This is a genomic window from Sphingobium nicotianae (genome assembly GCF_018603885.1).
In the GTDB taxonomy this organism is placed as follows: Bacteria; Pseudomonadota; Alphaproteobacteria; order Sphingomonadales; family Sphingomonadaceae; genus Sphingobium; species Sphingobium nicotianae.
Window position 1 is genome coordinate 94,918 of record NZ_JAHGAW010000012.1, and the last position, 18,379, is coordinate 113,296.

Consider the following 18,379-nt stretch of genomic DNA (forward strand, 5'->3'; position numbering starts at 1 on the left):
GACCCTGCGGCTGCTGAGCGGCCAGCGCCGCGGATCGATTTACCAGAAAGCGCGGCGATTGAGCTCGTGGCCGAAGGCGAGCAGGGCGACGCCGAGCACGGTATAAGCCGTCTCGCCCGACCAGCCATGCGGCAGGCTGAGCGCGCCCGCCATGACGCCGAGGCCGAGGCCGCCAATGGCGATCGGCAGCATCAAGCCATGCTGACGCGCACCCTGGCCGAGCGCGATCGCGCCCAGCGCCATCGCGATGACGAGCCCGCCTTCATGGATGATCGGTGCTTCCAGCAGGCCGGCGACCGAGGACAGCAGGCCGATCATGACCGCCGTCGCGATGCAGTGAAGCGCACACAGGCCGGAGAGGCCGATGGCGAGTCGGTCGAGGCTGGGAAAACGGGTGGCGGCAAGAGTCGGCATGAGAGTGAGCGTCCTACGCCTGTAAAGATGAAGTTACAACATATCATTTGGGGTGAGTGCCGCGACGATCAAGGGGAACTGCCGGTGAGGCCGATGCCGCCGCCGTTCCTCTTTCCGCGCGGTCGGGGAGCGGAAGGGGGATCGGAATGGCGCATCCCACTTGCCTCTCTGGCCGCCCCGTCGCATTGGGAGCCGACATGCCACAGGTCGCGCACCCCACCTCCACATTCCCGGCCAGGCGCACTGCCGGCCGGCCGGTGCTGCTGGCGCGCTGGCTTTATGCCATCACGGCGCTGATCATCCTCATGGTCGTCATCGGCGGGATCACCCGGCTCACCGAATCGGGCCTGTCGATCACACAGTGGAAGCCGGTCACCGGCACCTTGCCGCCGTTGACCCAGGCCGATTGGGAGGCCGAGTTCGCGGCCTACAAGCAGAGCTCGCAATATGTGCTGATGAACCAGGGCATGACGCTCGCGGCCTTCAAGCACATCTTCTTCTGGGAATATGTCCACCGCCTGCTCGGCCGGCTGATCGGCGTTGCCTATGCCCTGCCTTTGGTCTGGTTCGCCTGGCGCCGGGCGATCCCCGTCGGCTTCGGTATGCGCCTCATCGTCCTGTTGCTACTCGGTGGCGCGCAGGGCGGCGTCGGCTGGCTCATGGTCAGGAGCGGCCTCACCGACCGGACCAATGTCGAGCCCGCCATGCTGGCGGCGCATCTCGGCATGGCGCTCGTCCTGCTCGCGGCCGTGCTCTGGACTGCCCGCGATTTCGCGCTGCTCGCCCGTGATCCGGCGGCGGGCAAAGCCCGGCTGACACTCGCCGGTGCGCTCCCCGTGCTGCTGCTGTTCGTGCAGCTCATGCTGGGGGCGCTCACCGCGGGGCTGCGCGCAGGCTATGTCGCCAACACCTGGCCGCTGATGAACGACCATTTCGTGCCGGAGGGCATCGCCTGGGCCGGATCGCTCTGGATGACGCTGACCAGTGATCCGTTCCTCGTCCATTTCCTGCATCGCTGGTGGGCCTGGGCGGCGGCGGCGGCGATCGTCTGGATGGCGGCGCGGCTGCACGGGGCGGGTGCGCAGCAGCAGGCGATCGCGCTGGTCGGGCTGACGCTCGGCCAGATCATGCTCGGCATCGCGACGGTGATCACCGGCGTCGCGCTGGTCATCGCCGTCGGGCATCAACTCGTCGGCGCGCTGCTGTTCGGCGCGGCGATCATGGGTGCGCACAGGCTCGGCACGCGATGAGCGAGATCGCCTTGGTCTATGTGCTGTTCGGCGATCGCGCCTCGGCCGAGACCATCGCGCGGGACATGGTCGAGGAGCGTCTCGCGGCCTGCGCCAATCTGCTCGGTGAGGGCCAGTCCATCTATCCCTGGGAAGGTCGGGTCGAGACGGCGAGCGAAGTGCCGGTGCTGTTCAAGACGGCGCCTGCTCGCCGCGACGCGCTGATGGCCGCACTGGCGCAGCGCCACGGCTATGATCTGCCTGCGATCCTGAGCTGGCCGGTGAGCACGACACCGGATTATGCAACCTGGGTGATGAAGGAGGCCGCAGGTTGACGCGATCCGTTCTGTTCGGTTTGGCGATGCTGATATGGCCCGCCGCCCTATGGGCCGCGCCGGTGCAGCTGCCTTGCAAGATCCCCGGCAACGCCGATTTCAGCATGACCAACGAGCAGCATGGCTGGGCGCGCGATGGCAAGCCCTTTACCGTGACCGTGACGCAGCGCTTCCATTTCCAGCGCGAGGCGGCCGGCAATCGCCTGACCCTCGGCATAATCAGCGCGACCAGCGATCTTGCTGATGCGGCCGCGAGGAAGCGGCTCGATACCGCCTTTGGCCCCAACAGGCAGGAACCGATCGAGGTGTGGCTCGACGAGACCGGGCAGATCGTGCGCGTCGATGATCTTGCGCGGCACTGGCAGGCCTATCTCGGCCAGATCGAGCAGGTCGCGCGCGACATGGAGGCGGCAGGCCAGTCCAGCGCGCGAGGCCGGGCGACGCTTGCGATCCTGCGTGATGCCGATGAGGCCACGCGCATCGGGCTCGTCGCCGGCAGTGTCGGGCCTCTGCTGCGTTACTGCGGCCAGAGCGCCGACGGTGTGGCGGCTGACGGGCAATTGCGCGTCACGGCCGAAAAGGACACGGCACAGCTGCGCGAGACCGCCTCCTATGAGATCGATCTGGCGACCGGCCTGGCGCACCGCATCGAGCGCCGCGTGACGATCAAGGCGCAGCCGGACAAGCCGGAACTGCTGCGCTGGCGCTTCGATCGTCTCCCCTGACGGGGCATGGTATCCCAATACCCGTCAGCAAAGTGGCCCTTTTGCTTGACTTTAAGGGATCGAATCGTCATTAGCGCCGCTCCGGCGGTGCCCCAGCTCCTGTAGCGCGGTGCCGCCCAATTGTTTTTGTAAGTCATATTTCTGGAGGCAGCGGCCATGAAGGCGCTCATGAAGACCACCAAGCCGGCGACCCCGGCGACGGTCGAGAAGAAGTGGCTGATCGTCGATGCGGAGGGCCTCGTCGTCGGCCGCGCCGCCACGATCATCGCCAACATCCTGCGCGGCAAGCACAAGCCGAGCTTCACCCCGCATGTGGATTGCGGCGATAATGTCATCGTTATTAACGCCGAGAAGGTGAAGTTCACCGGCAACAAACTGACCGACAAGGTCTATTACAAGCACACCGGCTATGCCGGCGGCATCAAGGAAACGACGCCGCAGAAGGTGCTTGAGGGCCGCTTTCCCGAGCGCGTGCTGGAGAAGGCGATCGAGCGCATGATCCCGCGCGGCCCGCTCGGCCGTCAGCAGATGCGCAACCTGCGCGTCTTCAAGGGCACGGAGCATCCGCACACGGCCCAGAACCCCGAAGTGCTCGATATCGCGGCGATGAACCGCAAGAACAAGGTTGGTGCCTGATGTCCGATACCGTCAACTCGCTGTCCGATCTGCAGGACCTCGCCCAGGGTACCGGTGGTGACATCGCCGTCGCGACGCCCGCCGCGCCCGTCGTGTCGAACGCGCCGCTGCGCCAGCAGGAGCTGGACAAGCAGGGCCGCAGCTATGCGACCGGCCGCCGCAAGGATGCCGTCGCCCGCGTCTGGGTGAAGCCCGGCACCGGCAAGATCACGGTCAATGGCCGCGATCAGGAGACCTATTTCGCGCGCCCGACGCTTCGCCTGGTCATCAACCAGCCGTTCACCGTCACCGAGCGGACCGGCCAGTATGACGTCGTCTGCACCGTCAAGGGCGGCGGCCTTTCGGGCCAGGCCGGCGCGGTCAAGCATGGCATCGCCCAGGCGCTGACCAAATATGAGCCGGCGCTGCGCAGTGCGGTCAAGGCCGAGGGCTTCCTGACCCGCGACAGCCGCACCGTGGAGCGCAAGAAGTACGGCCGGGCCAAGGCTCGCCGCAGCTTCCAGTTCTCGAAGCGCTGATCTTTCTCGGCGTTCTTCGCCAAGCAGAATTTGGGGTCGCCCTTCGGGGCGGCCCTTTTTCTTTCCAGAACAACAAGATGTGCGGTTTGGTGTCAAACTTCGCGAAGCTCGCGCGTGTCGCGCGTAGTGAAATTGGACGAACCGTCCCGGCGCGAACGGCGCTGGAGACTTTTAGAGGAATGGACGGTGGAAAGAGCGGCCGGTTCGCGGGCTTGCTGCCACCATGCCGATGGCGGCCTTCGTAGGACAGCCCTTCCCGCGCTGAGCTGCGGACATGCGGGCGGTTCGAATCGCCAAAATGATCATCCCAGCTCAATCCGCGCCTCAATGCCGATCCGTGCCAGGAATGCCGCGTCGTGGCTCACCGCCAGCAGCGCGCCGTCATAGCCGGCAAGCGCCTCTTCCAACGTCTCGATCGCATCGAGATCGAGATGATTGGTCGGCTCGTCGAGGATGAGCAGTTGCGGTGGCTGCGGTCCCGCCGTGACGATGGCGAGACCGGCGCGCAGGCGCTCGCCGCCACTCAGCACGCCGGCGGTTTTCAGTGCGTCGCGATTGCGGAAGGCGGCGCGCGCCAGCGCGGCATGCACCTCGCCGGCGGTCATGCCAGGATGATGCGCGCGCATATTGTCGATCAGATTGCGTGCCGGATCGAGCAGAGCGACATGCTGATCGAGCATCGCGATCAGCCCTTCCGCACGGGTGACGCGGCCGGTGGTCGGGGTGAGGGCACCCGCCGCCAGCGCGAGCAGGCTGGTCTTGCCGCTGCCGTTGGGACCTTCGATCGCGATGCGACGCGGGCCAGTGATGTCGAAGGAGAGCGGGCCGAACAGGCGCCGGCCACCGAGCTCCAGCACGACTTCCTCGAAGCGCAGCAGGGTTCGGTTGGCCGAGAGGCCAGACGGCGGCAGGTCGATGCTGAGCGGCGTCACGATCTCGACCCGCTGGCGGGCGGTGTCGAGCGCCTCGCGCGCCGCCCCGATCTGACGCTGGGCGAGCTGGCGGTCGCGCGCGCCGCTCTCCTGCGCCTGCTCCGCCATCCTGCCGAGGGCGATCCTGGGAATGCCGCCTCTGGCGCGCAGGGCACGACCAGCCTTGTCGCGCCGGGCCTTTCTTTCGGCCTGTTTCTGGACGGCACGTTGCTGGCGATCGAGGCCGCGTCGGCTGCGGTCCAGCGCCATCTCGGCGCGCTCGCGCGCGGCGTCGCGCTGCGCGGCGAAGTCGCTCCAGCCGCCGGAGACGCTGAGGATGCCGACGCCGGAAAGCTGGACGATGCGATCCATGCTTTCCAGCAGATCGCGGTCATGGCTGGCAATCAGCGCACCGCCGGGCCATCGGCCGAGCAGATCGGCAATGGCGCGTCGTCCGTCCGCATCGAGATTGTTGGTCGGCTCATCGAGCAGCAGCAGGTCGGGCTCGGTCAAAAGCATGGCGGCAATGCCCAGGCGGGTGCGCTCGCCGCCGCTCAGCGTGGCACACTCCCGCTCGAGCCCGATTGAAGCGAGGCCGACATCGGCCAGCGCGGCCGCCAGCCGTTCGGGCAGTGTCCAGTCGGCCCGCGCCGCATCGTCGAGCGTGCCGGTTCCGGCGTTCATCCGGTCGAGACAGGCCAGCGCATCCGCCAGGCCGAGCGCCCGCGCGACGTCGCCCTGATCGGGCAGGATCTGTCGCAGCGTGGCGATGCGGCCAGCAACATGGACATGGCCCGTTTGCGCGGCCGCTTCGCCCGCGATGATCGCAAGCAGGGTTGACTTGCCGGAGCCATTGCGTCCGACCAGGCCGATGCGCTCGCGGCCGATGGCGAGCGTCAGATCGGTGAAAAGCGCTGAGCCGTCAGGCCGGGCGGCCGTGACGGAATCGAGCGTGAGAAGGGCGGGAGCGGACATGGAGCACCTGTAAGCAGTTCGACAACGCGTTGCAGTCGAGTGCCAGGTCCATGATGAAAGCTCCGATGAGGGTGACGCCGCTACCTTAGTCGAAAAGGGCGAAAAATCAATTCTCTCCGACGCCGCTTCTCGCCCTGTGCAGGGCATATGCCAAGGCCAGCATCGCCACGGGGAAGGTGACGGCCCACAGCGCTCCGCCCGCGATCAGCCACGGGAGCAGCATCTGGAAGGCGAGAAACGGCAGGAGCAGGCCGTTCGCGATCATCGCGGCGCGAGCCGTGCGCCAGGCGGATGACGGCAGCGCGAAGGCGCCGGCCAGCGTCGCCAGGCTCATGAAGCTGTAGCCGAGCAGATCGACGGCGAAGAGGAAGGAGCGATAGGGAATGAACAGGAATGGCTCGAGGCCGGCCGTGTCGCCCGCCACGAGACGTGGCGCGACGAGCATCAATTGCACGAAATAGACGAGGCTGATCAGCGTCGCATAAACCGTGGCGAAGGCCAGGGCGATCTGGCTGAACACCCGGCGTTGCGGCGGCGCGAGCCGATGCAGCGCCGCCGTGAGGACGAGGAAGGCGGAGCCCAGGAGCAGCGAGGGCGTCAGCAAGAACAGGATGCCGCGCGGCGTGCTGCTGCTCATCGGGCCGCCGGCCGAACCCAGCGCGCCGGCCCATTCGAAGCTGCGCGATGATATAGGCGATGCTGAGCAAGGCGCAGGCGACAGCGGCCCAGAAGGCGACGGAACGGGCGGCCTTGTTGCCGAATGAGCGAGCCATTGGGGTCTCCCAAGAGTGCCGTCATGATCTGCCCGTCTCGCCGGCGTCGTGCATTGCGGCAGATCAATGGCCATATTGCCGACCCTTCGCGCTGGTGCTAACCGCTCATCCATGCAGGCACCGCCCGAGATTCTTCGCGTTCATGGCCGCCGAGTCGCTTGTGACGGCTCGGGTCATGGCATTTCCGCTGCGCTTGGCCATCCCAAGGTCTATCTGGAGATAGACGAGCATGGCTATGTCGACTGCGGCTATTGCGACCGGCGCTTCGTGCTGGAAGGCGGCCCGGCGGACGATGCCGGGATTGCGGGCAAGCCGGACATCGCCTCGGGCGCCAGTCTTTAGGAGGCGCGCGGGCTCGTGAACGCCCCGTTCCCCGCGCCTGTCGATGATCCCGCCGCCTGGACCGGGCCGCAGATCGGCGGACGGGAAGGCTTCACCCATCGCCTGTCGCAGCCCCAGCTCGATGCGATCGATGGACTGGTCGAGCGGACGCGAGGGCGCGCGCCGCACGAGATTCGCAGGGCGGACTTTTCTTCGCCCGAGATCGATGCATTGATGGCGGCGGCGCGCTGGCAGCTGCTCCACGGCACCGGCGCGATCATCCTCTCGGGCATCGACGCGGCGCGCTACGATCTCGATGCGCATGAGCGGCTCTACTGGGGCCTCGGCACCCATGTCGGCACCGGGGTCGAGCAAAGTCCGCGGCGCGACTTCATCGCGCATGTGCAGAGGGAGGAAGGCGGCCCGCTGCGCGGTTACACCACCGACATGGAGCTGCGCTCGCACACCGATTTCCATGAGGTGCTCTCGCTCTATTCGCTGCGCACCGCGCCGAGCGGTGGGGAGAGCGGGGCGGTGAGTGCGCTTGCGATCCACAATATCATGGCGCGCGAGCGGCCGGATCTGCTGGCGGCGCTCTACGAGGGCGCGCATATCGACTGGCCGCAGCGGGCCGTGCCGCTGGAGGAGAAGCTGCCTTTCTTCTGGACGATCGACGGCAAGACCAGCGGCTTCAACAATCGCGTGTTCATGCGCTACGGCCGCGAGCCGGAGAAGCTGCCGGAAAGACTGCGGGAGGCGCTCGCTTTCTATGACGAGATCGCGCTGCGGAGCGATGTCCGGGCCGACTTCCTGCTCCAGCCGGGCGAGATGTTCTTCTGGCACAATTTCCTGGTGCTGCACTCGCGCCAGTCGTTCAGCGACACGCCCGACCGCAAGCGTCTGTTGCTGCGGCTGTGGCTCAATGTACCGGGCGGACGGCCGATCCATCCCGCGATGGCGCGGCTGACGGCGGAAATCGACGCATTTCACGGGCGGGAACCCGCAGTGGCCTGAAAGCGAAACGGGAGAGAGCGATGACCGATATCAGCAAGGCCGGCACCTACAGGATCGGCAGTCTCACCGTGAAGCGCATGGGCTACGGCGCGATGCAACTCGCCGGGCCGGGCGTGTTCGGCCCGCCGAAAGATCGGGCGGCGGCGATCCGCGTGCTGCGCGACGCGGTCGCGGCGGGCGTCGATCATATCGATACCTGCGACTATTATGGACCGCATGTGACCAACCAGATCATTCGCGAGGCGCTGCATCCCTATCCGGACAATCTGGTGCTGGTCAGCAAGGTCGGCGCGCGGCGCGGATCGGACGGCTCCTGGATCCCGGCGCAGAGCCCGGATGAGCTGATCTCGGCGGTGCACGACAATCTGCGCAACCTCGGCATCGAGCAGATTCATGCCGTCAATCTGCGCCTGATGGGCGGGGCGGACCATGGCCCGTCCGAGGAATCGCTCGAGGAGCGCTACACGGTCATGGCCAAGCTGCAGGAACAAGGGTTGATCAGGGAGCTCGGCATCAGCACGGTGACGCCCGCGCAGATCGCCGAGGCACAGAGCATCGCCCCGCTCGCCTGCGTGCAGAACCACTATAATCTCGTGCATCGCGCCGACGATGCAATGATCGACGATCTGGCGCGGCAGGGCATCGCCTATGTGCCCTATTTCCCGCTCGGCGGCTTTCAGACCATCCAGACCGAGGCGCTGTCCGCGATCGCGGCGAAGATCGGTCTGTCGCCGCTGCAGGTGGCGCAAGCCTGGCTGCTGGCGCGCTCGCCCAATATCCTGCTGATCCCGGGCACGTCATCGCCCGTGCATCTTCAGGAGAATCTGGCAGCGGCGGAGGTGGTGCTGAGCGCGCAGACGCTGGCCGAGCTGGAGACGATCGCGGCGAGCGGGGTGCATTGAGGGCGCGTATCTCGCGCTTCCTTCGTCATTTCTGCGCGAGCGGGAACGGAGTGCCGAAGTATTCAGCCACCGTAGCGTCCGAGAACGACTATTTGCCTGCCACCGTCTCGGGATAGACCCCGGCAAGCACCTCGTCGAAATGGGCCCGGACGAGGTCGTTGCAGCCGCAGGCGCGGCGGCGCAGACCCTCATAGTCCTTGACCAGGATGCCGCCGCGGCGCGTGCGGATCAGGCCCTCGCCCTTGAGACGCTGGATCTGGCGGCTGGCATAGCTGCGGCCCACGCCCAGGATCGAGGCGAACTGCTCCTGCGTCATGACGATGTCGTTGAGGCCGGTGCGCTCGACCGAGGCGGCGAGCCATTTGGCCGCCCGCGCCTCGACCTTGTGCGTGGCATTGCAGGCCACCGACTGAAAGATCTGCGCGACGAGACAATCGGCATAGCGCGTGAAGAAGTGTTTCAGCGAGGAAGACCGGTTCTTGGCCTCCTCGAGGTCCGTGCAGGCGATGCGGGCGAACGATCCGGCATTCATCACGCTGGAGCGCGCATAGGCGGCGATCCGGCCCTGGCTCACGATCCCGCCGATCGCCCCCTCGCGCCCGACCATTGCGGTCTCGATGACGCTGCCTTCGTCCATGACGACGAGAAATGAGGCGACGGACGAACCCAACGGAAAAAAAGCATGTTTCACCACATCGCCAGGATCGTAGATGGTTTTGCCCGTCTTGAACTCGACGATTTCGGCTATGTCGCTGAGAAGCTTGCGGTCTGAGCGGTTCATGGCCGCGATCAGATTATTGTCTTCCAGAACCATGGCCGTCCCTCTGTTCTTTCGCGCCGGCAGGACAACGAGTCAGAAGCAACGAAGTTGCCTGATTGTGCACTAGTGAACAGACATGCGGATGCGCTGAGTGCAAAGGTGCACAGGCGGGCCACTGGGGGCTGACCGCGGTTCACTCAAAGTTGATTGGTCACCGCAGTGCCATCCAGTTCATCGTCGTCCGGGCATGGCCCCGCTCCTCTCGGTATCGCGCTGATCGTCGAGGACAACGTCATGATCGCGCTGGATGTCGAGGCGCAGCTCGAGGATCTCGGTGCGGAAGGCTGCGTCATTGCCGGGACGGTCGAGAATGCCCTGCTCGCGCTTGATGCGCGGGACATTGCCTTCGCCATCGTCGATGTCGACCTTGGCGCGGAGACGAGCGAGGAAGTCGCGGCCACCTTGATCGCGCGCGGGCTGCCCTTCGTCTTTGTCACCGGCTATGGCGATCCAGTCCCCATGATGGCGAGTTTCCCGGATGTGCCGGTGCTGATCAAGCCGTTCAAGGAGGAAGCGCTGCGCGCCACGCTGGTGCAGATCGGCGTCGGCTAGGCCGGCAAGCTCGCCTTCGCCCTTTGCCATGGGGTTTCGTGCGCCTATATCGGCAGCATGACCGACACAGCTCCCCAGATCCACGACCTGCGCTCCTTCCTCTATCGCGATGGCGCCCTCGACCCGGACGGTGCGCGACGCGTGACCGCCGAAGCGCTCGGCAAATGCGAGGATGGGGAACTCTATCTCCAATATATGGCGAGCGAGAGCTTCGGCTTCGATGACGGGCGGCTCAAGACGGCAGATTATTCCACCGATGCCGGCTTCGGTCTGAGGGGCGTCTCGGGCGAGATGACCGGTTTTGCCCATGCCAATGACATCAGCGAGAGCGCGATCCGCCGCGCCGCACAGACGCTGCAGCTGCTCGATCCCGCCAAACAGGGCATGACGCCGCCGCCCAAGCGCACCAACCGGCATCTCTATACGGACGCCAATCCGCTCGATCTCGTCCCCTTCGCCAAGAAGGTTGACCTCATGGCGAAGATCGACGCTGCCGCCCGCGCGCGCGATCCGCGTGTGGTGCAGGTCTCGGCGAACCTGGCGGGAAGCTGGTCGGTGATCGAGATCGTCCGTGCGGACGGCTTCGTCGCGACCGACGTGCGGCCGCTGGTGCGCCTCAACGTCTCGATCATCATGGAGGAGAATGGCCGCCGCGAGACCGGCTATTTCGGGCTGGGTGGGCGCTATCTCTATGATGATCTGTTCGAGGAGCCGACCTGGCAGCGCGCGATCGACGAGGCGCTCAGTCAGGCGGAGGTCAATCTGCGCTCGGTCAATGCCCCTGCGGGCGAGATGACGGTGCTGCTCGGTCCGGGCTGGCCGGGCGTGATGCTGCACGAGGCGGTTGGCCATGGGCTGGAAGGCGATTTCAACCGCAAGGGCACCTCGGCCTTCTCGGGCAAGATCGGCCAGCGCGTCGCGGCGCCGGGCGTGACGGTGGTCGACGACGGCTCGATCCATTCGCGCCGCGGCTCGCTCTCGATCGACGACGAGGGCACGCCGACGCAGGAGAATGTGCTGATCGAGGATGGCATCCTCAAAGGCTATATGCAGGATCGGCTGAATGCGCGCCTGATGGGTGTGCCCGCGACTGGCAATGGCCGGCGAGAGAGCTATGCGCATGCGCCGATGCCGCGCATGACCAACACCTTCGCGCGCGCCGGCAACGACGATCCGGCGGAACTGCTCAGCCGCATCAAGACCGGCATCTTCGCCAAGAGCTTCGGCGGCGGGCAGGTCGACATCGTCTCGGGCAAGTTCGTCTTCTCCTGCACCGAGGCCTACAAGGTCGAGAACGGCAAGCTCGGCGACCCGATCAAGGGCGCCACGCTGATCGGCGACGGGCCGACTGCGCTCACCAGGATCGTCGGCATCGGCAACGACCTGGCGCTGGACGAAGGCATCGGCATGTGCGGCAAGAATGGTCAGGGCATCCCGGCGGGCGTCGGCCAGCCCACCCTGCTGATCGAAGGATTGACGGTGGGCGGCACGGCGGCGTGAGCCACGCGTGAGCGATCTGGTCGAGCTTGGCCGCTATCCGGACGCGGCACTTGCCCATATCGTGAAGGGCCGGTTGGAAGCAGCTGGAATTCCGGCGTTTTGCTTCGATACGGGGATGAATGCGGCCGAAAGCGTCCCGCTGCTGTTTCAGGTGAGATTGATGGTCCTCAACGAGGATCGCGACGATGCGCTGGCCATGTTGCGCGAAACAGCTGAGGATTTTACCGGCGACCTTCCCGCAATGGAGGAGATTTCTGGTTTACCAGAGCCACGACACTATCAGACAGGGGGCCGAAGGCGTCGCTGGGCTCTCTATTGCGCCCTTGCTTACTTGGGCATTCCGATCTTGGCCTATCTCATTGTGCGGGCGACTTCGAATTGAAGCAGTGAGGAGCGGCTGATAGGTTGCCCTCATGTCCGACTTTTTCACCGCCATCTCCGACAAGCAGCGCGCGTTCATCGAGAAGCAGCCCGTCTTCTTCGTGGCGACGGCGGCGCAGGGCGCGCGGATCAATCTCTCGCCCAAGGGCATGGACAGCTTCCGCGTACTCGGCCCCAATCTGGTCGGCTATCTCGATGTCGGCGGCTCCGGCAACGAGACGCAGGCGCATCTTGCGGCGGACGGGCGGATCACCGTCATGTTCTGCGCGTTCGACCAGCCGCCGCTCATCCTGCGCCTCTACGGCCGGGGCCGTGCGGTGCTGCCCCAGGACGACGAGTGGGATTTCCTCGAGCGCAATTTCGAGATTCTGCCGGGCACGCGGCAGATCTTCCTGATCACGGTCGAGAGCTTGCAGGAAAGCTGCGGGTGGGCCGTGCCGGTCATGACGCTCGACAAGGAGCGTACGACGCTCTCACGCTATCACGAGCAGAACGAGACGCCCGAACGACTGGAGAAGATTTCGACACGCACGCAAAGCATCGACGGCCTGCCGCTGCGCGTGCAGGATCGCTTCCCCCAGCGCACGGCGCCCAAGGTCGAGGTGAACGCCGAATGGGTGCCCGCCGTGCTCAACTACTGGCTGAACGAGGTCGGGCCGCAGGGCTGGTTCGATTCGAGCGAGGAGGAGGATGCCCGCTGCCTGCACCTGTTTCGTGCGCTTCTCGACGTGCAGCGAGACAAGCCGGCCACCGATTTCCTGGCAGATGCGGACACGGCGCTGGCGGCCATCATCCTGTTCGATCAATTCCCGCGCAACATGTTCCGTGATCAGGCCCGCGCCTTCGCGACCGATGGGCTGGCGCGCGCGATTGCCGATGGGGCGCTGGCGCGGGGCTATGACGAAGCGTTCGTCGAGGCGGCTCGGCCCTTCTTCTACATGCCGTTCATGCACAGCGAGGATCTGGCGGATCAGGAGCGCAGCCTCGCCCTGTTCAGCCGGCCGGGTTACGAGTTCAACCTGGATTTTGCCCAGGCGCATTACGACATTATCTGCCGCTTTGGCCGCTTCCCGCATCGCAACGTGGCACTGGGTCGCGAGACGCGGCCGGAAGAGGAAGAGGCGATCGAGCAGGGCGCCCACTGGTAGGCCGAGCGGGAAGAAGGGATCAGCCGAGCGGCGTGATTTCCTTGCCGTCCAGCATCGCCTCGCAGCCGAGCGCCCCGGCGTCGTCGGCGCGGGAGAGCGCCGCGATCGTCACCCAGCCCTCGGCGCGCAGCTCGGCGGCGCGCCCCGCATCATGGCCGAGCGGCAGGAACAGGCGCTTGCCGCTTTCCGATCCGAAGCCGGCATCGATCAGCGGATCGGGATAGAGCGAGAAGCCCATGGCCGCTTCGCTCGTGCCGTCGGCACGCGCGACCTGATAGGCACCCCCGCGGCCGATCTCGCCGATGAACCCTTCCGCGAAGATCGAGAAGCCGAACCAGCTCTGATATTCGAAGCCGTGCCGCTCGGTCGGGTCGAGCGTCAGCGTGATATCCCAGCCGATCGGCTTGGCGATGGCACGCAGCGCCGCGATACGGCTGGCGAGGGCACCGTTCGCGCAGCCGGCGTCGATCGCTTCGAGCCGGGTCATGGCGGGATGGAACGGACCGGTCGCCTCGATGAGCGCCTGATAGGGCGCGGCGCTCACGCCCATCTCCGCGAGCGATCCGGCGTCCTTGGCGTCGAGGCGCGCGCGCAGCCGCTCGATCTCGTGCGGTGGCACCGGCATGGGCCCTTCGGCCAGCGTCGTCACCAGATCGGGCAGGGTGAAATCGATGGTGATGCCCTGGACGCCGGCCCGCTGCAGTGCCTCGATTGCGACGTTGACGATCTCGACCGCGGCGGGGACGCTGTCCGATCCGATGATCTCGGCGCCGACCTGCATACGCTCGCGCTCGGGGCGGAGCTGATCGGCGCGCAGTTTCATGACGGGGCCGCCATAGCAGAGGCGCAGCGGGCGCGGCGCAGCGGCCATGCGCGTCGCGGCGATGCGGCCGATCTGCGCGGTCATGTCCGGACGGATGGCAAGCGTGCGCTGCGAGACCGGATCGACCGCGCGGAGCAGATCCTCCGCCTTGGCCGACTGGAGGCGTGTCACCAGCGTCTCCTCGAACTCGGCGAGGGCGGGCATGACGCGGCGATAGCCGTGCCGCGCGACGCTATCGAGCACCTCGCGTACCAGCCGCGCGGACGCCTCCGCCTGCGGCGGCAGCCGGTCGGCCAGACCTTCGGGCAGGAGTCCGGGAGCGATAGCATCGATCATGTGCCGCGCTTTAGCGGATTCGCCGGAGCAGGCGAGGGGAAATTCTTCCGTGCACAAGTGATCGCTTGCGTCGGGCGTCCACGCTTGGCTTCATGCGGCGAGCTGAAGGGGGATTGGCATGACCTTGGTGTTCGACGCGGCGAATGCGCGGTTCGATCAATATGTGCTGCTGCTCATCCCGGCGGCGGCCTTGCTCGTGACCCTGTTCAACGCGATGCGCGGGCGGCGCAAATGGGCGCTGATCATGGGCGGTGTCACGACCCTGTTGTTCCTGATCGCCTTCGTGCTGCCGGTCGCCGACTATCGGCATGTGCGCGCCGCGCTGACGGACGGTTCGGCGAAGACGATCGAGGGTGTGATCAGCCAGCACAAGCGCGAAACCACGAAGAGCTGGACCGGCAGCTCGCGTGCGGCTGGCGGCGTATCGAGCTTCAGCAGCTATACGACGCATACCAGCGAGCAATTCTTCGTCGGCCGGACCTGGTTCTGGCTGTGCGTCGGCGGCTTTCCCTCGGGCGCCTCGTTTACCAATGCCAAGGATCCGCCTCTGCCGCTGCGCGATGGCATGCGGGTGCGCGTGACTTACTTCAACGATCCCTGGAACGGCGAGGAGACGCGTATCCTGAAATTCGAGATCGATGAAAGCCCGGCTGGTGCGAAGGCGCCACCCGTGGCCGCCGCCGTGGCGCCCACGGGTGCGTCAGCGTCGCTCCCTGCCGGTTCAACGCTGCCAGCGGATTTCGATGCCTTCTGGACGCGCTTCTCCAGAGCTGCGGCGGGCGGAGACCGGGCCGGCGTCAAGGCGCTGATCCGCTTTCCTTTCCTGTTCGCCGGGACGCCGCTCGATGCGGGCCGGTTCGACAGCATCTGGATGGGCATCTTCCCGGAGCCCATTCGGCCCTGCTTCCGGACGGCGGTGCCGGTCAGGGATGGCGACGCCTGGTCGGTGAGCTGCGGCGCCTATGTCTATGTCTTCGCGAAGGGTGCGACTGGCTGGCAGTTCACCGATTTCGCGGCTGATCCCGAGGGCTAGCGCCCTTCCTTCCCCGTTCGGTTCGAGCGGCCTCGAGCGAAGTCCAGAAAGTTGTCGAGAACGCTTTCTCGACTCCGGGTCTCGACTAGCTCGAACCTCAGCTCGAAACGAACGGGTCTCTAGCCAAATGCTCAGAACTTCAGCGACCGCACCAGCCGTACGTTCGGCAGCGCCTCGATCTTGCGCATCAGTTCCTGCGGCACTTCCTCATCGACCGAGAGCAGGAGGATCGCTTCGCCGCCGGCCTCGCGGCGACCGAGATGGAAGGTGCCGATGTTGATGCCGGCCGAGCCGAGGATCGAGCCGACCGAGCCAATGAAGCCGGGTGAGTCGTTGTTGTTGATGTACAGCATCCGTCCGTCGAGATCGGCCTCGACCTTGATACCGAACAGCTCGACCAGGCGCGGGCTGGCATTGCCGAACAAGGTGCCGGCGACCGAGCGCGCGCCGCGGCTGGTCTCGACCGTGACGCGCAGCAGCGAGTGATAGTCACCTTCGCGGTCATGTCGCACCTCCCGCACGTCGATGCCGCGCTCCTTGGCCAGGAACGGCGCATTCACCATGTTCACGGTGTCGCTGTAGCGGCGCATGATGCCCGCGAGCACCGCGCCGGTCAGCGGCTTGATGTTGAGCTCGGCCGCGCTGCCCTCGACCTCGACCGAAATGTTGGTGAGATTGTCGTGGGCGAGCTGGCCGACCAGACTGCCCAGCTTCTCGGCGAGCGCCAGATAGGGCTTCACCTTGGGCGCTTCCTCGGCTGAGAGGCTCGGCATGTTGAGCGCGTTGGTGACGCCGCCGGTCATCAGATAATCGCTGAGCTGCTCGGCGACCTGCAGGGCCACATTGACCTGCGCTTCACTGGTGGAGGCGCCCAGATGCGGGGTCGAGATGAAGTTCGGGGTGCCGAACAGCGGGCTCTCGGTGGCGGGCTCGACTGCGAACACGTCGAGCGCGGCGCCGGCGATATGGCCGTTGTCGAGGCCCGCCTTCAGTGCTGCCTCGTCGATCAGGCCGCCGCGCGCGCAATTGACGATGCGCACGCCCTTCTTGGTCTTGGCCAGATTCTCGGCCGAGAGAATGTTGCGGGTCTGATCGGTCAGCGGCGTGTGCAGGGTGATGAAGTCCGCCTTGGCGAGCAGCTCGTCCAGCGTCACCTTCTCGACCCCCATCTCGATAGCCCGCTCGGGCGTCAGGAAGGGATCATAGGCCGCGACTTTCATCTTGAGGCCGAGCGCGCGGCTCGCGACGATCGAGCCGATATTGCCCGCGCCGATCAGACCTAGAGTCTTGTTGGTGACCTCGACGCCCATGAAGCGGTTCTTCTCCCACTTGCCGGCCTGAGTGGAGGCATCGGCCTCCGGCAGCTGGCGCGCGAGCGCGAAGATGAGCGCGATGGCATGCTCGGCCGTGGTGATCGAGTTGCCGAACGGCGTGTTCATGACGACGATGCCCTTGGCGCTGGCATAGGGAATGTCGACATTGTCGACGCCGATGCCGGCGCGGCCGATCGCCTTCAGATTGGTCGCCGCGTCGATGATTTCCTTCGTCACCTTGGTCGCGGAGCGGATGGCGAGGCCATCATATTGGCCGATGATCTTGATGAGTTCATCGGGCTTGAGGCCGGTAATCTCGTCGACCTCGACGCCGCGATCGCGGAAGATCTGCGCGGCTTGGGGGTCCATCTTGTCGGAAATGAGTACCTTGGGCATGACGAATTGCCTTTCTGCAATTCGTCATCCTGGCGAAAGTCAGGATCTCGTGCGGTTGGGGTGAGCCTATCGCGCAGGAGATCCCAGCTTTCGCTGGGATGACGTTGAAAACGGGAGTTAAGCAGCCGCCAGCGCGGCCTTGGCCTCGGCATAAGCCCAGTCGAGCCACGGGCCGAGCGCGACCACGTCGGCCGTGTCGACCGTCGCGCCGCACCAGATGCGCAGGCCCGGCGGGGCATCGCGATAGCCGGCGATGTCGTAGGCCGCGCCTTCCTTCTCGAGCAAAGAGGCGATCTTCTTGATCATCGCCTCGTCGGCGCCCTCGACCGTCAGGCAGACGCTGGTGATCGACCGGCTGGCCGGATCCTGCGCGAGATGGCCGAGCCAGCTCCGGTCGCGCACGATGGCATCGAGCGCGTCGGCATTGGCCTGCGCGCGGGCGATGAGCCCCCGGGCGCCACCAATCGACTTGGCCCATTCGAGCGCAAAGATCGCATCCTCGACCGCGAGCATGGACGGTGTGTTGATCGTCTCGCCCTTGAACACGCCCTCGGCGAGCTTGCCCTTGGAGGCGAGGCGGAAGACCTTGGGCAGCGGCCAGGCGGGCGTATAGCTTTCCAGCCGTTCGACCGCGCGCGGGCCGAGGATCAGCACGCCATGCCCGCCCTCGCCGCCCAGCACCTTCTGCCAGGAGAAGGTGGCGACGTCGATCTTGTCCCAAGGCAGGTCATAGGCGAACACAGCGCTGGTCGCGTCGGCGAAGCAGAGGCCCTCGCGATCAGCCGCGATCCAGTCGCCGTTCGGCACGCGGACACCGGAGGTCGTGCCGTTCCAGGTGAAGAGCACGTCGCTCGACCAGTCGATCTGGCTGAGGTCCGGAAGCTGGCCATAGTCGGCGCGGATCACGGTGGTGTCGAGCTTCAATTGCTTGACGGCATCCGTCACCCAGCCCTCGCCGAAGCTTTCCCAGGCGAGCGTCGTCACCGGGCGGGCGCCCAACATCGTCCACATCGCCATCTCGAAGGCGCCGGTGTCGGAGCCGGGGACGATGCCGATGCGGTGCGTGTCGGGCAGGTTCAGCAGCTCGCGCATCAGGTCGATGCAGAGCGCGAGCCGATCCTTGCCGAGCTTGGAGCGGTGGGAGCGGCCGAGCACCTCGGTGGCCAGCTTCGCCGGGTCATAACCGGGCGGCTTGGCGCAGGGGCCGGACGAGAAATGGGGGCGGGCCGGCGCGCTCGCCGGCTTCGGAACGTCAGTCATGATATGCGTCTCCTTGCAGAGAGCACGCGCGGCGTTGGGACCGCGTGGCCCGCCGGCGGCCTTA

20 protein-coding genes are annotated in these 18,379 nt (G+C 66.1%); 13 read left to right on the forward strand and 7 right to left on the reverse strand.

Translation table 11 applies throughout. The features are described 5' to 3' along the window. Positions 1 to 39: 39 nt before the first annotated feature. The gene (locus KK488_RS17380; protein WP_214624973.1) at positions 40 to 414 is read right to left on the reverse strand and encodes a MerC domain-containing protein; all 375 of its coding nucleotides are present in this window, start codon (positions 412 to 414) and stop codon (positions 40 to 42) included. 197 nt (positions 415 to 611) lie between these two features. Here KK488_RS17380 and KK488_RS17385 point away from each other — a divergent pair, with 197 nt between their 5' ends. From KK488_RS17385 to rpsI, 5 genes are all read left to right on the forward strand, one after another. Continuing rightward, on the forward strand, positions 612 to 1,664 hold the full coding sequence (locus tag KK488_RS17385; protein ID WP_214624974.1) for a COX15/CtaA family protein: 1,053 nt from the start codon (positions 612 to 614) through the stop codon (positions 1,662 to 1,664). Continuing rightward, positions 1,661 to 1,978: a divalent-cation tolerance protein CutA gene (gene cutA / locus KK488_RS17390; protein WP_214624975.1), complete on the forward strand. Its 318-nt coding sequence runs from the start codon at positions 1,661 to 1,663 to the stop codon at positions 1,976 to 1,978. Before KK488_RS17385 ends, cutA begins: the two co-directional genes overlap by 4 nt. Beyond that, a complete protein-coding gene (locus KK488_RS17395) occupies positions 1,975 to 2,703 on the forward strand; it encodes a hypothetical protein (protein ID WP_214624976.1) in 729 nt (242 codons plus the stop codon). Before cutA ends, KK488_RS17395 begins: the two co-directional genes overlap by 4 nt. A gap of 156 nt (positions 2,704 to 2,859) precedes the next feature. Next, on the forward strand, positions 2,860 to 3,339 hold the full coding sequence (gene rplM, locus KK488_RS17400) for a 50S ribosomal protein L13 (protein ID WP_214624977.1): 480 nt from the start codon (positions 2,860 to 2,862) through the stop codon (positions 3,337 to 3,339). Next, positions 3,339 to 3,857 (forward strand): 30S ribosomal protein S9, encoded by a 519-nt coding sequence (rpsI, locus tag KK488_RS17405; RefSeq protein WP_214624978.1) that lies wholly within the window; start codon positions 3,339 to 3,341, stop codon positions 3,855 to 3,857. The genes rplM and rpsI overlap by 1 nt, the downstream gene beginning before the upstream one ends. Before the next feature lie 302 nt (positions 3,858 to 4,159). Here the strand turns inward: rpsI and KK488_RS17410 are convergent, their stop codons facing one another. Beyond that, positions 4,160 to 5,743: an ATP-binding cassette domain-containing protein gene (locus tag KK488_RS17410; RefSeq protein WP_214624979.1), complete on the reverse strand. Its 1,584-nt coding sequence runs from the start codon at positions 5,741 to 5,743 to the stop codon at positions 4,160 to 4,162. Positions 5,744 to 5,849: 106 nt separating this feature from the next. Next, on the reverse strand, positions 5,850 to 6,380 hold the full coding sequence (locus tag KK488_RS17415; protein WP_214624980.1) for a hypothetical protein: 531 nt from the start codon (positions 6,378 to 6,380) through the stop codon (positions 5,850 to 5,852). 247 nt (positions 6,381 to 6,627) lie between these two features. On the opposite strand from KK488_RS17415, the gene KK488_RS17420 reads away from it, so the two are divergent. Genes KK488_RS17420 through KK488_RS17430 form a run of 3 tightly spaced genes read left to right on the forward strand, consistent with a single transcriptional unit; the run spans position 6,628 to position 8,753 of the window. Beyond that, positions 6,628 to 6,858 (forward strand): zinc-finger domain-containing protein, encoded by a 231-nt coding sequence (locus KK488_RS17420; RefSeq protein ID WP_214624981.1) that lies wholly within the window; start codon positions 6,628 to 6,630, stop codon positions 6,856 to 6,858. 15 nt (positions 6,859 to 6,873) lie between these two features. Next, complete coding sequence (locus KK488_RS17425) at positions 6,874 to 7,851, forward strand: TauD/TfdA family dioxygenase (RefSeq protein ID WP_214624982.1); 978 nt, start codon at positions 6,874 to 6,876, stop codon at positions 7,849 to 7,851. A 20-nt stretch (positions 7,852 to 7,871) separates the two neighbouring features. Next, entirely contained in the window at positions 7,872 to 8,753 is an 882-nt protein-coding gene (locus KK488_RS17430; protein ID WP_214624983.1) for an aldo/keto reductase family oxidoreductase, read from the forward strand. Positions 8,754 to 8,841: 88 nt separating this feature from the next. On the opposite strand, the gene KK488_RS17435 is transcribed toward KK488_RS17430, so the two are convergent. Further along, positions 8,842 to 9,567, reverse strand: a complete 726-nt coding sequence (locus KK488_RS17435; protein ID WP_214624984.1) for a Crp/Fnr family transcriptional regulator — start codon at positions 9,565 to 9,567, stop codon at positions 8,842 to 8,844. 165 nt (positions 9,568 to 9,732) lie between these two features. Here KK488_RS17435 and KK488_RS17440 point away from each other — a divergent pair, with 165 nt between their 5' ends. From KK488_RS17440 to KK488_RS21725, 4 genes are read left to right on the forward strand one after another with little or no spacing between them, the layout of a single operon-like run. Then, positions 9,733 to 10,125, forward strand: coding sequence for a response regulator (locus KK488_RS17440; RefSeq protein ID WP_214624985.1), 393 nt, complete (start codon positions 9,733 to 9,735; stop codon positions 10,123 to 10,125). Between the two features lie 57 nt (positions 10,126 to 10,182). Beyond that, on the forward strand, positions 10,183 to 11,625 hold the full coding sequence (tldD, locus tag KK488_RS17445; RefSeq protein ID WP_214624986.1) for a metalloprotease TldD: 1,443 nt from the start codon (positions 10,183 to 10,185) through the stop codon (positions 11,623 to 11,625). Between the two features lie 7 nt (positions 11,626 to 11,632). Continuing rightward, positions 11,633 to 12,007, forward strand: a complete 375-nt coding sequence (locus KK488_RS17450) for a putative signal transducing protein (RefSeq protein WP_349356923.1) — start codon at positions 11,633 to 11,635, stop codon at positions 12,005 to 12,007. Positions 12,008 to 12,038: 31 nt separating this feature from the next. Then, positions 12,039 to 13,154, forward strand: a complete 1,116-nt coding sequence (locus tag KK488_RS21725) for a DUF924 family protein (RefSeq protein ID WP_349356924.1) — start codon at positions 12,039 to 12,041, stop codon at positions 13,152 to 13,154. Positions 13,155 to 13,173: 19 nt separating this feature from the next. Here the strand turns inward: KK488_RS21725 and KK488_RS17465 are convergent, their stop codons facing one another. Then, entirely contained in the window at positions 13,174 to 14,313 is a 1,140-nt protein-coding gene (locus tag KK488_RS17465; protein ID WP_250890640.1) for an ATP phosphoribosyltransferase regulatory subunit, read from the reverse strand. Between the two features lie 118 nt (positions 14,314 to 14,431). Here KK488_RS17465 and KK488_RS17470 point away from each other — a divergent pair, with 118 nt between their 5' ends. Continuing rightward, positions 14,432 to 15,346, forward strand: a complete 915-nt coding sequence (locus KK488_RS17470) for a hypothetical protein (RefSeq protein ID WP_214624987.1) — start codon at positions 14,432 to 14,434, stop codon at positions 15,344 to 15,346. A 131-nt stretch (positions 15,347 to 15,477) separates the two neighbouring features. Here KK488_RS17470 and serA read toward each other — a convergent pair whose 3' ends face one another. Together serA and KK488_RS17480 are read right to left on the reverse strand one after the other, a co-directional pair. Further along, positions 15,478 to 17,055, reverse strand: a complete 1,578-nt coding sequence (gene serA / locus KK488_RS17475) for a phosphoglycerate dehydrogenase (RefSeq protein WP_214624988.1) — start codon at positions 17,053 to 17,055, stop codon at positions 15,478 to 15,480. Positions 17,056 to 17,172: 117 nt separating this feature from the next. Continuing rightward, on the reverse strand, positions 17,173 to 18,315 hold the full coding sequence (locus KK488_RS17480; RefSeq protein WP_214624989.1) for a phosphoserine transaminase: 1,143 nt from the start codon (positions 18,313 to 18,315) through the stop codon (positions 17,173 to 17,175). Positions 18,316 to 18,379: the final 64 nt, after the last annotated feature.

What these genes read in the sequence shown, in the direction of transcription:
- KK488_RS17380 (WP_214624973.1), bottom strand. Translation starts at nt 414, where the DNA reads ATGCCGACTCTTGCCGCCACCCGTTTTCCCAGCCTCGACCGACTCGCC.
- KK488_RS17385 (WP_214624974.1), top strand. Translation starts at nt 612, where the DNA reads ATGCCACAGGTCGCGCACCCCACCTCCACATTCCCGGCCAGGCGCACT.
- cutA (WP_214624975.1), top strand. Translation starts at nt 1,661, where the DNA reads ATGAGCGAGATCGCCTTGGTCTATGTGCTGTTCGGCGATCGCGCCTCG.
- rplM (WP_214624977.1), top strand. Translation starts at nt 2,860, where the DNA reads ATGAAGGCGCTCATGAAGACCACCAAGCCGGCGACCCCGGCGACGGTC.
- rpsI (WP_214624978.1), top strand. Translation starts at nt 3,339, where the DNA reads ATGTCCGATACCGTCAACTCGCTGTCCGATCTGCAGGACCTCGCCCAG.
- KK488_RS17410 (WP_214624979.1), bottom strand. Translation starts at nt 5,743, where the DNA reads ATGTCCGCTCCCGCCCTTCTCACGCTCGATTCCGTCACGGCCGCCCGG.
- KK488_RS17415 (WP_214624980.1), bottom strand. Translation starts at nt 6,380, where the DNA reads ATGAGCAGCAGCACGCCGCGCGGCATCCTGTTCTTGCTGACGCCCTCG.
- KK488_RS17420 (WP_214624981.1), top strand. Translation starts at nt 6,628, where the DNA reads ATGCAGGCACCGCCCGAGATTCTTCGCGTTCATGGCCGCCGAGTCGCT.
- KK488_RS17430 (WP_214624983.1), top strand. Translation starts at nt 7,872, where the DNA reads ATGACCGATATCAGCAAGGCCGGCACCTACAGGATCGGCAGTCTCACC.
- KK488_RS17435 (WP_214624984.1), bottom strand. Translation starts at nt 9,567, where the DNA reads ATGGTTCTGGAAGACAATAATCTGATCGCGGCCATGAACCGCTCAGAC.
- tldD (WP_214624986.1), top strand. Translation starts at nt 10,183, where the DNA reads ATGACCGACACAGCTCCCCAGATCCACGACCTGCGCTCCTTCCTCTAT.
- KK488_RS21725 (WP_349356924.1), top strand. Translation starts at nt 12,039, where the DNA reads ATGTCCGACTTTTTCACCGCCATCTCCGACAAGCAGCGCGCGTTCATC.
- KK488_RS17465 (WP_250890640.1), bottom strand. Translation starts at nt 14,313, where the DNA reads ATGATCGATGCTATCGCTCCCGGACTCCTGCCCGAAGGTCTGGCCGAC.
- KK488_RS17470 (WP_214624987.1), top strand. Translation starts at nt 14,432, where the DNA reads ATGACCTTGGTGTTCGACGCGGCGAATGCGCGGTTCGATCAATATGTG.
- serA (WP_214624988.1), bottom strand. Translation starts at nt 17,055, where the DNA reads ATGCCCAAGGTACTCATTTCCGACAAGATGGACCCCCAAGCCGCGCAG.
- KK488_RS17480 (WP_214624989.1), bottom strand. Translation starts at nt 18,315, where the DNA reads ATGACTGACGTTCCGAAGCCGGCGAGCGCGCCGGCCCGCCCCCATTTC.